The organism is Chloroflexus sp. (assembly GCF_034434295.1).
Taxonomy (GTDB): domain Bacteria; phylum Chloroflexota; class Chloroflexia; order Chloroflexales; family Chloroflexaceae; genus Chloroflexus.
The window spans coordinates 15100-27499 of sequence record NZ_DAOTZQ010000052.1; the positions used below are offsets into that span (position 1 = coordinate 15100).

A 12400-nucleotide genomic window follows, 5' to 3' on the forward strand; every position below is an offset into this window, starting at 1 on the left:
CGGCCCGAAGGTGTCTACGGGGTGACGGCGTAGCGCGGTCACGCATGCTCAGGCGCCGTCGGTTGTATGTCAGGTGCAAGTGACGAGGCGTGCAGTGCGAGGGATGGTTGCCGGGAACGGGTACAATCAATCAATTGCAATGCAAGTGCACGCTGCCCGTCGCTCAATAGTATCAACGGGCAGCATAAAGAGAAGGTTAAAGAAAAATGAGAAAAGGATGAGTGTTTTAGCGTTCGCTGAGTGCCAGTTCACGCCGCTTCTTCTCGCGCCGCCGATCATCGGAGCTGAGCAGGCGTTTGCGAATCCGCCAGCCTTTGGGCGTCACCTCGACCAGCTCATCGTCGCTGATGTACTCGATGGCATCGTCGAGCGAGAGCTGGCGCGGCGCATCAAGCCGGATCGTTTCGGCACCACGGTTGTTGCGCATGTTGGTGAGATGCTTCTCCTTGCAGACGTTGACTTCCAGGTCGTTGTCGCGGATGTGTTGCCCGACGACCATGCCCTCGTACACCTCTTGACCGGGTGTGATGAAGAAGACGCCGCGATCTTGTAGGGCATGGATGGCGTAGGTGGTGGCGACACCGCTCTCTGCGGCGATCAGGCTGCCGTTGGTGCGCATTTCGATCTCGCCGGCATACGGTTCGTAACCGAAGAAGATGCTGTGCATAATGCCGGCGCCGCGCGTCGCCGTCAGGAAGAGCTGACGAAAACCGAGCAGGCCACGGGTCGGTACGAGATAGACATAATGCACAGAACCATCTTCTAAAATCCGCATATCGCGCATCTGTCCCTGGCGTTTGCCGAGCAGTTCGACCACCACCCCCTGATAGTCACTTGCCACTTCAATCTCGACCAGCTCCATCGGTTCGAGGCGGGTTCCATCCGGTGCTTCGCGGAAGATCACTTCGGGTTTCGAGACCTGAAATTCGTAACCCTCGCGGCGCATGGTCTCGATCAAGATGCCAAGATGCAACTCACCCCGTCCGGCGACAATAAAGACATCGGGACTGTCAGTCTCCTCAACGCGCAGCGCTACATCGCGCTCCATCTCCTGGAAGAGGCGCTCGCGCAGCTTGCGCGAGGTTACGTAAGTACCTTCGCGTCCGGCGAAGGGGCTGGTGTTGACGCCGAAGGTCATGCGCACGGTCGGCTCTTCGACTTTGATCGGCGGGAGGGCTTCGGGGGCCAGGGCATCGGCAATGGTGTCGCCGATAGCCGCATCGCTGATCCCAGCAATGGCGATGATGTCGCCGGCCTCGGCCTGTTCCACTTCCTGGCGCTCAAGGCCGTTATAGACGAAAATCTGGCTGACCTTGACCGGCGAGATGGAGCCATCGCGAGCAATCCGCACGAGTGGCTGGCCTTTGCGGATCGTCCCTCGCACCAGCCGTCCGGTCAGAATCTTGCCCTTGTATTCGTCGTAGCTGCTGGTGGTGACGAGAAACTGTACCGGCCCTTCAACGTCAACCGTCGGTGGTGGGATGCGGTCGAGAATGCACTCGAAGAGCGGTTCCAGCGAGTCGTGTAGCTTGAGCGGCGAACGACCGGCGTGACCGAGGAGGGCGTTGGTGTAGATGGTGGCAAATTCGGCCTGTTCGTCGGTGGCGCCGAGATCGACGAAGAGATCGAACGTCTCGTTGACGACGTGGTTGGGGCGGGCCTGGGGCCGATCAATCTTGTTAACAACAACAATGGCCTGGTGGCCGGCCTGCAACGCTTTGCGCAGCACAAACTTGGTTTGCGGCATTGGGCCATCGACCGCGTCGACCAGCAGGAGCACGCCGTCAACCATATTCATTACCCGTTCCACCTCGCCGCCGAAGTCGGCGTGGCCGGGTGTGTCGACGATGTTGATCTTCACGCCGCGGTAGTTCACCGCAGTGTTCTTCGCCAGAATGGTGATACCTCGTTCGCGTTCAAGCGCATTGCTGTCAAGCACCCGCTCTTCCACCTGCTGGTTCTGGCGGAAGATTCGGCTCTGCTTTAACATCGCATCGACCAGGGTGGTCTTGCCGTGGTCAACGTGCGCAATAATCGCGATATTCCGTAAATCAGTTCGCTGGATCATACCTGTTCCGTTACTGTTGGCCGTTAGGTGGCGCAAAAAACGCTCAGGTTCAACCTGAGCGCGACGATGCTACATACATTATACCATAACGTTAGGGTGGGGTAAGGGTAGAACGTTTATCCGAGTTGCAACCTTTATCACCACAGAGACACGGAGAACACAGAGGATGTGGATACGTCGGGCTGCTTCGGTGAGGCTTGACGTAGCACGTCCATAAGGCACTGGGATGCTCCCCATATCGTTCGTGCGTTTACGCGATACAGTGTTGCGTGCAACGCCGTGCTGTTCATTCTGGCAGTCAGCCTCCGTGGCTTGTTCACTGTATAGGTGGCAAATTGGGTTATAATACCGGTATCAATGCTCTTTCAGCTTCAGAGGAGACGAGACCGTGACTGTCGGCCGCCGTCGAGTGACGTTTTTTGCCACATGTATCGTTGATCAACTGTACCCAACTGTTGGACTGGCTGCGGCCAGTTTACTGGAACAGCAGGGGGTAACGGTTGAGGTACCGGATGACCTGCTTTGCTGTGGGCAGATGGCGTTTAATGCCGGTTTCCGTGATGATGCGTATGCGGTTGCCGGGCGCACGCTCGAAGTATTGCGCGGTAAAGGCGATGTGGTCTTGCCGTCGGGATCGTGTGCGGCGATGATCCGCCATCTCTACCACGAATTGTTTGCCCATACACCGTTTGCTGCTGCTGCCGATGAACTGGCTCACCGCACGTATGAGTTGAGTGAATATCTGGTCGATGTGCTGGGTGTGACCGATGTTGGCGCCCGCTTTCCAGGCCGGCTAACGTACCACGACGCCTGCCACGGCTTGCGTTTTTTGGGTCTGGGCACGCAAGCGCGGACGTTGCTGAGCCAGGTGGAAGGGGCTGAGGTGGTTCCGCTGCCCGGTTGTGATCAGTGTTGCGGGTTTGGTGGGCTGTTCGCTCTGAAGCAGGCCAGTATTTCGACCGCGATGCTCGAACGCAAGCTGGAAGCAATTCAGTCTACTCAGGCCAATGTGCTCGTTACCGGTGATGTGTCGTGTATGACCCAGATTGCGGGTGGGCTTTCCCGGCGACAGAGTCCTATTCGTGCCCGCCATCTGGCAGAGGTTCTGGCGAATATGGTTGATGCACGCCAGGGATGACGACGGGTCGAGGTGATCTCTGATCGTTGTTGATCGCTGGTGTGCCTGAGAGAAGATCGTATGGTACAAACCATTGCTTTCTATGATCGCGTTGATCATGCGCTGCACGATGAGTCGTTACGGACAGCATTGACTCGCGCTACAACACGCTTTATCGGTAATCGTGCCGGCGCAATTGGCTCGTTGAGTGATGCTGACCGGCTGCGCGATCAGGCGCGGGCGATCCGTGCGCATGCGCTCGCCCATCTTGATGAATTGCTGCTGCAACTGGCGGCCAATGTTGAAGCGCGGGGTGGGTATGTGTGCTGGGCCGCTGATGGTGAAGAAGCTCGTCGCTATATCATCGATCTGGCGCGTGCGCGTGGGGTAAAGAGTATTGTTAAGTCGAAATCAATGGCCTCGGAAGAGATTCATCTTAACGAGGCGCTGGAGCACGCTGGTTTTGAGGTCGTCGAGACCGATCTGGGTGAGTATATCATCCAACTGGCTGGTGAGACACCGTCGCATATTATTGCTCCTGCCATTCACAAGACGCGCGAGCAGGTCAGTGAGCTGTTTGTGCAGCATCTCGGCATGCAGCCGACAACCGAAGTACCGCCGATGATCCGCACTGCCCGCCAGACGTTGCGCCAGCGCTTTTTGCGGGCCGATATGGGGATCAGCGGGGTCAATTTTGGTGTGGCCGATAGTGGTGCGATTGTGATTGTCGAGAACGAGGGGAATGCACGCCTCTCGACGACGGTGCCCCGGATTCACGTGGCGATTATGGGTATCGAGCGCATTGTTGCCCGTCTCGCCGATCTAGGGGTGATGTTGCAGGTACTGGCGCGCTCGGCAACCGGCCAGAAGTTGAGTGTCTATACCAGTTTGATCAGCGGCCCGGCTCGTCCCGGTGAAGAGGATGGCCCTGAAGAGTTTCACCTGGTCTTGCTCGACAATGGTCGCTCGCGGATTTTGGGTGGTCAATACGCCGAGTCGCTGCTCTGTATTCGCTGTGGCGCCTGCCTCAACGCCTGCCCGGTTTACCAGGCGATTGGCGGTCACGCCTACGGTGGGGTCTACTCCGGCCCGATTGGGGCCATTCTGACGCCGCTGCTGCAACCCGATCTTCCCGACGCCTATCTGTTGCCACAGGCTAGCTCGCTCTGTGGGGCGTGCCAGGAGGTTTGTCCGGTGCGGATCGCTATTCCTGATATGCTGCTTCGCCATCGGGCCGATGCTGTGAAGGCGGGGAAGGCGCATCCGATTGAAAAAGCAGCGATGAGTGGCTACACCCTGACGATGACCCATCCGGCGCTGTATCGTGCTAGCGGCAAGGCGGCGCGTTTCTTTAGCCGGATTCTGGCGCGGAAAGGTCGTTTTCGTCGTTTGCCACCCCCCTTGCACTTGTGGACGCAGCAACGCGATTTTCCCGCACCTCCACCGAAAACGTTTCGTGAATTGTGGGCCGAACGCCAGAAGCAGCGCCGGAATGAGGAACAAGCCTGATATGCGTATGGAGATCTCCATTCAGGCCGAGCGACCTGATTGCAGCGATGCCCTGGCTCTGATCGGTGAACTGGAAGCGGAGCTGGAACCCCTCTACCCGCCAGAAAGCCAGCACGGGTATAGCGTTGAGCAGTTGATCGCCGCAGGCGTTGCCTTTTTCGTCGTGCGGGTTAACGGTGAAGCCGCCGGGTGTGGGGGGATTCAGTTCTACCCGGATTACGGCGAACTGAAACGGATGTATGTGCGACCGGCTTTTCGGGGGATGGGACTGGCCGGTCGGCTGATCGATCATCTAATCAGCTTTGCAGCGGAACGCCAGTGCCGCCTGCTCCGGCTTGAGACCGGTATTTTGCAAGATGCAGCTATCCGGTGTTACGAAAAGGCCGGTTTTTACCGGATTGGCCCCTTTGGCCCGTACACCGATGATCCGCTGTCGTTGTTTTACGAACGTCCGATTGGAGCACAGGCATGAGCCGAGATCAGATTCTTGCCAATATTCGCACCAGTTTGCATGCGAACCGGCCACAGCTTCTGGCCGAAGCCACTCGTGTGCCACATGAACCGCCACCGTTCGTCTTGCCGCCACAAGATGATCTGGCCGAACAGTTTGTCACTGAGCTAACCAGGCTTGAGGGAAGAGCCTACCGGGTCGCTACCGCTGAAGATGCGCTGGAAATCATCGAGCGGTTACTGGGAGAGACTCAGGCTGACCAGGTGATTGGCTGGGACCTCGACCAGATCGGTCTGCCCGGTTTATCGGCATTACTGAGCGCACGTGGTGTGGTACCCGCCGTCACGAACATCCGGGGCGATGCCCGGCAGTCGCGCCTGCAAGAGCTGGAGCCGGTACCGGTCTGTCTTTCCGGAGTCGAGCTGGCGATTGCCGAGAGCGGGACAATGTTGCTCCGTCACGGCCCTGGTCGGCCCCGGCTGGCATCGTTGCTCGCCCCCTGCCATATCGCGATAGTGTTTGAATACCAACTGGTACGCGGTCTCGGTGAAGCGCTGGCCTTGCTGGCACAGCGCTATGGTGATGAGATTTTTGGCCCTACCAGCAACCTGACCTTCATTACCGGCCCGTCGCGTACCGCCGACATTGAGATGACTCTCTCGCTGGGCATTCACGGGCCACCCCAGGTTCACGCCATTCTGGTCGGTAAAGGGTGATCAATCAATGGAGCGTACAGCCAAACCTCGTGTCTTTGTTACCCGGCGGCTGCCTGAGCCGGCGATGGCTATTCTTCACGAACACTGTACCGTATCGCTGTGGGATCAGGTGGAAACTCCGATCCCTCGCGGTGAATTGTTGCAGGGTATTGCCACGGTTGAAGGGCTGCTTTGCCTGATTACTGATCGGATTGATAGCGAGGTTGTGGCTGCCGCTCCGCACTTGCGGGCGGTGTCGATTATGGCGGTCGGCTACGACAATATCGACCGGGCTGCGCTGGCCGCACGAGGGATTACGCTCACCAACACGCCCGATGTGTTGACCGAGACAACCGCCGATCTGGCCTGGGCGTTGCTACTGGCCGCGGCGCGGCGGGTTGTTGAAGGCCAGAAGATGATCGAACGGGGAGAATGGGGTCCCTGGTATCCGCTTCAGATGGTCGGCCAGGATATCTATGGCCGGGTGTTGGGTGTGGTTGGCGCCGGACGGATCGGGCAGGCGGTGCTGCGGCGCGGGCGCGGGTTTGCGATGCAGTTGCGCTATCATAATCGTCGGCGTAATCCGGTACTTGAAGCCGAGATCGGGGCGGAGTACCGCACGCTGGACGATCTGCTGACCGAGAGTGATGTAGTCGTGGTAACGGCACCGCTCACTGTCGAGACACGGGGGATGTTCGGGGCCGCGCAGTTTGCCCGCATGAAGCCAACCGCTATCTTCGTCAATGTGGCGCGTGGGCCGCTGGTGCGTGAAGATGAACTGGTGGCTGCGTTACGCGCCGGCAGGCCATGGGCCGCCGGGCTTGATGTCTTTGAACGTGAGCCAATTGGCCCAGACCATCTACTGCTTACCGTCCCCAACGTGGTGTTGACCCCCCATGTCGGCAGTGCTACGGTGACTACGCGATTGCGCATGGCAACACTGGCCGCCGAAAACCTGGTTGCGGTATTGTACGGGCACCCAACACCGAATATTGTGCGTCCTGAGTGATCGTGCATTTGGTGTAACAAAAATCAGGGCACGCCAGTTCGAGTTCACCTTGATGTTGCGCCGCTCTCACTATGAGCGAGGCGAGGGAGACACCCCCTCCCAACCTCCCCCAAGCGGGGGGAGGAGTCTCCCGCCCCCAGTGCATACGTAGACGAACAGAATATCAGCACCAACCCAACGTTTCTGAGATTGCCTCAGAAAGGCCCAACGTCGTTCGCTGCGCTCCCCGCTCCCGCAGTGCGGGAGCGGGGCCGGGGGTGAGGGCCTTCCCCCCCAAGCCCTGCAAAGACAGACGGAATATAGAATGTCTACCGTCGCATACCGAATCGTGCGCAACAATGTGCATGGTTCGGGTGGCATCCTTGTGCAGAAGCGTTACCGGAATGGGCCAATGGCGAGCCGCTCGTGGCTGGGTGTCAGCGTCGTAGGGGCGACGCATGCGTCGCCCCTACTGGGCAGCGGGGCATCGTTCAGGGGCAATGTCAGGGAAATAGGTGGCTGGTCTGGCCGATTCTGCCAGATGTCTTATCAGAAAGATAATACAGCTAAACTCCCCTCTCCCGCAGCGTGGGAGAGGGGCCGGGGGTGAGGGCCGGCGAGCCAGCGGGTCAAAACCCTACCTCACGTCGTGGAAGCCCTTGCGGGGCTGGGAGGACGACACGATCAGAACGCCCCAGGCAGGCTTCTGCGCTCCCCTCTCCCGCACGGCGGGAGAGGGGGCGGGGGTGAGGGCGTGTCTGACATCATCTCAGGCAGCTTCGCTATAATGGTGGAATGCCAGACATCATTGACACCGGACGTGCGGGCAGAGAGTCGTTTGCCGACCTGAACCGCACTTCAAACAAGCGATACATCTATGCAGCAGCTTGACGGCACCCTCGAACGGATCACCTTTCAGAGTGACAACGATGGCTACACTGTGGCCCAACTTCGTCCGGTTGGTAAACGCCACACGGTGACAATTGTCGGCAACCTGCCGGGCGTACAGCCCGGTGAACAGCTCAGTCTCGAAGGTGAATGGCGTGATCACCCAAACCATGGCCGGCAGTTTCACGTCCAGCGCTACCGCAGCCGTCTGCCGGCCACGGTTGACGGTATTCGCCGCTATCTGGGTAGCGGCTTGATCAAGGGTGTTGGGCCGGTGCTCGCCAAACGGATCACTGAAACCTTCGGCACATACACCCTAGAGGTGCTGGATCGCGAACCGGAACGCCTAAGCGAAGTACCCGGTCTGGGGCGGAAGAAGGCCGTGCTAATCGCCGAGGCATGGCGGGCGCAGCAGCGTATCAAAGACCTGATGTTACTCCTCCAGGACCTGGGTCTGCCTAACGGGGTTGCCGTTCGTATCTACCGGCATTACGGCGATGACGCTTTGCGAGTGGTGCAACAGGAACCGTACCGTCTGGCCGATGAAGTTGATGGTGTTGGCTTTCGTACCGCTGACGCCATTGCCGCCGGTCTCGGCATTGCCCGCGATGATCCGCAGCGGATCGCTGCCGGGCTGCGTTATACGCTGGCACAGGCTTCCGACGAAGGGCATTGTTACCTGCCCGCCGGTGAACTGATCAGACGCGCCGCCAGTCTCCTTACGGTGACGACTTCTGCGGTGGCGGATGTGTTTACGCAGATGGTGGCGACCAACCAGCTTTGGCGTGATCCAATTGTGGCCGACCCCGACCCTGATCGTTACCCGATCTACCTGCCGCCGCTGGCGTTTGCCGAGATTGGAGTGGCCAACGCCATTCGCCGCCTGCTTCAGCAACGTTCGCCCCTGGCTGTGCGCTATGCCCCTAGCCGCTGGAATCTCGTGTTTGCCCATCTTGCCGAACGGCGTGGGATCAATCTCAGCGATCAACAGCGCCGTGCGGTACAGACGGCGCTGACCACACCGATTATGTTGCTTACCGGTGGGCCGGGGACCGGCAAAACCACCAGTTTGCGTGCCCTGGTCATGCTCTTGCGGGCTAGAGGCTACCGCCCGCTGCTGGCAGCACCGACCGGACGGGCAGCCCGGCGCTTGAGCGAGGCGACCGGCCTGGAAGCGCGTACCATTCACCGTCTGCTTGAATATGGCCCTGATGGAACATTTCGCCGCAACGCCGACTATCCCCTCGAATGTGATCTCCTGGTGATCGATGAAGCCAGTATGCTCGATATTGTGCTGGCCAATCAGCTCCTGAAGGCGATCCCAGCCGGTGCGCATCTGGTCATCGTGGGTGATGCCGATCAATTGCCGAGTGTTGGTCCTGGCCGCGTGCTTGGTGATGTGATCGAGAGTGGTGTTGTGCCGCGGGTGCATCTCGATGCAATCTTTCGCCAGGCCGCCGGCAGTGGGATTGCCGCCAATGCACGACGGATCAACGAAGGACACCTTCCCGCATGGGGTGAGCACGATGATTTCTACTTCTTCGCAGCCGCAACGCCCGAACGGTGTGCAGCGCTGACCGTAGAGCTGGTGGTAGAACGCATCCCACGCCGGTTTGGGTTTGATCCTCGTCGTGATATTCAGGTGCTCAGTCCGACCCACAAAGGGGTGGCCGGAGTTGCGGCCCTCAATGCAGCGTTGCAAGCAGCGCTGAACCCACCGCGCCCCGGTGTCGCCGAATACCACAGCGGGGCAACCATCTTTCGGGTAGGAGATCGCGTCATCCAGCAACGGAACGATTATGATCGGGATGTCTACAACGGTGATGTTGGTGAGATTGTCGCGGTTGATCCCTCCGGGCCAACGGTTATAGTGCGCTTCGAGGATGGTCGAACCATCCGTTACAACGGTCTCGATCTCGATGATCTCGCACTCGCTTACGCACTCAGCGTCCACAAAAGCCAGGGAAGTGAATATCCGGTTGTTGTCCTTCCACTTCTGCTGTCCCATCAGCCACTGCTGCAACGTAATCTACTCTATACCGCAGTGACCCGTGCGCGCCAGCTTGTCGTGATCGTTGGTGATCGGCGAGCGGTTGAGGTGGCCATTGCCGCGGCCAATGTTGAACGCCGCTACACCGGCCTGAACCTTCGGCTAGGTAGAACCTGACTCCTCTGGCCGTGACGCAAAACACCGGTACATCGTTATCTTTTTTGATTGACCGATCAATCAATATGTGATATACTCCTTACAATTCGATCAAGTGAGAAGGGCCTATGATCAGTCCTCGTTGGCACAAAATCTGGCGCGACCTGCGGGCAACCCCCACCCGCACCATGCTGGTCGTCCTTTCCATTGCGGTAGGCGTCTTCGCCTTCGGCGTCATTCTCACCACGCGCACAGTCATCGAGCGCGAGTTGCGGCGGAGTTTTCTGGCTATCGACCCGGCGAGTGCGATTATTACCACAACTACCTTCGATGACGATCTGGTCGCAGCCGTTGCTCGTTTGCCCGGTGTGGCGATAGCCGAAGGTCGGCGAGTAGTACCGGCTCGAATCCAGATCGGTGCCGGGCGTTGGGAAGACGCCCTGATCACCGTCTTGCCCGATGATGGTCAGCGCCGGATTGGCATTGTCCGTCCCCAGGCCGGATCATGGCCACCGCCTGATCAGGCGCTGCTCTTTGAGCGTGCTTCGCTATCCCGCATCGGTGCCACCATTGACGCAGAGGTGGTTGTTGAACTGCCGGGAATTGGTGAACGGACAATGCCGATTGCCGGTACGATCCACGATCTGAGTACGCCGCTGGCCGTTTTGACGGCGCAGTCGTTTATCTACATGAACGAAGAGACGCTGCGCTGGCTGGGTGGCCCGGCTGGATACAACCAGTTGTACCTGGTGGTCAACGGTGATCGGCGTGATCTGGCGACAATTCGCGACATGACCCAGGCTGTTGAACGTCTGCTTGAGCGCAGCGGGCATCCGGTGTTGCAAACCTATGTGCCACCACCGTTACAGCATCCGGCAGAGGCGCTCTTGCCGGTGATTACCGTCCTGATGACCATTGTCGGCCTGCTAGCGCTGGTTGCCAGTAGTTTTCTTAGCATCAACACGATCAGTGCCATTCTCAATCAGCAGACGCGCCAGCTTGGGGTGATGGCTGCCATTGGCGCCGGGCCGCGCACACTGGCGCTCATGTACACGGCAACCGCAGCCCTGTTCGGCCTGCTGGCACTTGTATTGGCAGTTCCGACCGGTTTGCTGGCGACGCAGGGCTTTGCCACGTTTCTAGGCGGTCAGTTGAATATCGATCTGCCCTGGCCTTTGGTGAGTGCTGACATCTTGCTGCTTCAGATTGTGGCGGGGCTGGCAGTGCCGGTACTGACCTCACTCTGGCCGATTCGTAGTGCTTTGCGTCGCCCGGTCCGCGTGTTGTTGAGCGGTGAAACAGCACCGCCACCACCACCGCGGGTGGTTACTGTGATCACTCGCGCCTTTGGCACCTCCCTTCGCCGGCCAACGCTCCTGGCACTGCGCAATGCATTTCGGCAACGGGCCAGGCTGTTCCGCACCCTGATTGCGCTGGCGCTGGGTGGCAGTGTCTTGATTACAGTGATGACCCAGCGTACCTCGCTCTTCACCACGCTCGAAGCAAGCCTGACGAGTCTGAATTACGATCTTGAAGTACAACTGGCGCATCCGTACCGGATCGAGCGTGTCAGGCCGCTGATCGCCGCTATCCCGGCGGCGACCAGAGTGGAGAGTACCCAACGCGCACAAGCCTTTCCTGTTCGTCCCGATGGCACCGATGGCGAGGAACTGGCGTTGCGGGCGCTGCCAGCGGATACCGATTTCTTCCGTCCCCGCTTGAGCGAAGGGCGCTGGCTGGCCGGGCCAGGGGGGCGCGAAGTGGTCTTCTCAACCAACATCCTGATGAAAGAACCGTATCTACAAGTCGGTGATTTGGTCACGCTCTCGATCAACGGTCACGAATCGCAATGGCGTCTGGTTGGCTTGATCGAAGTTTTTACACCACCAACCATGCCTGCCCAGGCCTACGTCGATCTCGATGCCTTTACGACCGAATATGGTGGGGTAGGACGCACCGATACCTTGCGAGTTGCCACCATCGGGCATGATCCCCTCAGCCACGCTGCCGCTGCCAGGGCGATTGAGCAACTATTGACAGCGTATGATATTCGTTTGCGTCTGATTCGCACCATGAGCGATGAGCGGCGTATTCTGGAAGAGCGCTTTAATCTGGCAACCGGTGCCATCTCGATCATGGCCTTGATTATCGGCACGGTTGGGGTGTTGGGGTTGACTGGTACGCTGAGCATCAATGTGCTTGAACGTACCCGCGAGATTGGTATTTTGCGCACCATCGGTGCTGATGACGATGCCATCCGCGAACTGGTAATCACGGAGAGTTTGACGATGGCGCTGCTGGCGTGGCTGGCCGGGGTTTTACTCTCCATCCCAATGAGCTATGCGCTGGCCTACAATTTCGGTAAAGCGCTGCTGAATGTTCCCCTGATCTGGAGTTATTCACTCCCGGCAATCTGGATGTGGCTGGGGGTGGTGATGATCTTTGCCCTGATAGCCAGTGTGTTGCCGGCCCGCGCAGCGACCCGAATGTCGGTGCGTGAGGCGCTGGCTTACGAATAACGTTGTTGTCACGAGAAGG

The 12400-nt window shown here is 59.0% G+C and carries 8 protein-coding genes; 7 read left to right on the forward strand and 1 reads right to left on the reverse strand.

Going from position 1 to position 12400, the window contains the following annotated elements:
• Positions 1-226: 226 nt before the first annotated feature.
• Positions 227-2068 (reverse strand): translational GTPase TypA, encoded by a 1842-nt coding sequence (gene typA / locus VAE57_RS08025; RefSeq protein WP_322821362.1) that lies wholly within the window; start codon positions 2066-2068, stop codon positions 227-229.
• A 388-nt stretch (positions 2069-2456) separates the two neighbouring features.
• Here typA and VAE57_RS08030 point away from each other — a divergent pair, with 388 nt between their 5' ends.
• From VAE57_RS08030 to VAE57_RS08060, 7 genes are all read left to right on the forward strand, one after another.
• Positions 2457-3206: a (Fe-S)-binding protein gene (locus VAE57_RS08030; protein WP_322821363.1), complete on the forward strand. Its 750-nt coding sequence runs from the start codon at positions 2457-2459 to the stop codon at positions 3204-3206.
• A gap of 60 nt (positions 3207-3266) precedes the next feature.
• Positions 3267-4694 carry a LutB/LldF family L-lactate oxidation iron-sulfur protein gene (locus VAE57_RS08035; protein ID WP_322821364.1) on the forward strand — a complete coding sequence of 476 codons (1428 nt, stop codon included), beginning with the start codon at positions 3267-3269 and terminating at the stop codon, positions 4692-4694.
• Between the two features lie 7 nt (positions 4695-4701).
• A complete protein-coding gene (locus VAE57_RS08040; RefSeq protein ID WP_322821365.1) occupies positions 4702-5166 on the forward strand; it encodes a GNAT family N-acetyltransferase in 465 nt (154 codons plus the stop codon).
• A complete protein-coding gene (locus VAE57_RS08045; RefSeq protein ID WP_322821366.1) occupies positions 5163-5861 on the forward strand; it encodes a lactate utilization protein in 699 nt (232 codons plus the stop codon). The genes VAE57_RS08040 and VAE57_RS08045 overlap by 4 nt, the downstream gene beginning before the upstream one ends.
• Before the next feature lie 7 nt (positions 5862-5868).
• Positions 5869-6849, forward strand: a complete 981-nt coding sequence (locus VAE57_RS08050; protein ID WP_322821367.1) for a D-glycerate dehydrogenase — start codon at positions 5869-5871, stop codon at positions 6847-6849.
• An 856-nt stretch (positions 6850-7705) separates the two neighbouring features.
• Positions 7706-9883 carry an ATP-dependent RecD-like DNA helicase gene (locus VAE57_RS08055; RefSeq protein WP_322821368.1) on the forward strand — a complete coding sequence of 726 codons (2178 nt, stop codon included), beginning with the start codon at positions 7706-7708 and terminating at the stop codon, positions 9881-9883.
• 107 nt (positions 9884-9990) lie between these two features.
• Entirely contained in the window at positions 9991-12381 is a 2391-nt protein-coding gene (locus VAE57_RS08060; RefSeq protein ID WP_322821369.1) for an FtsX-like permease family protein, read from the forward strand.
• Positions 12382-12400 lie beyond the last annotated feature (19 nt).

Bases quoted from the DNA above. Each gene is read 5' to 3' on its own strand.
- typA (WP_322821362.1), bottom strand. From the start codon at position 2,068: ATGATCCAGCGAACTGATTTACGGAATATCGCGATTATTGCGCACGTT.
- VAE57_RS08055 (WP_322821368.1), top strand. From the start codon at position 7,706: ATGCAGCAGCTTGACGGCACCCTCGAACGGATCACCTTTCAGAGTGAC.
- VAE57_RS08060 (WP_322821369.1), top strand. From the start codon at position 9,991: ATGATCAGTCCTCGTTGGCACAAAATCTGGCGCGACCTGCGGGCAACC.
- VAE57_RS08050 (WP_322821367.1), top strand. From the start codon at position 5,869: ATGGAGCGTACAGCCAAACCTCGTGTCTTTGTTACCCGGCGGCTGCCT.
- VAE57_RS08035 (WP_322821364.1), top strand. From the start codon at position 3,267: ATGGTACAAACCATTGCTTTCTATGATCGCGTTGATCATGCGCTGCAC.
- VAE57_RS08045 (WP_322821366.1), top strand. From the start codon at position 5,163: ATGAGCCGAGATCAGATTCTTGCCAATATTCGCACCAGTTTGCATGCG.
- VAE57_RS08040 (WP_322821365.1), top strand. From the start codon at position 4,702: ATGGAGATCTCCATTCAGGCCGAGCGACCTGATTGCAGCGATGCCCTG.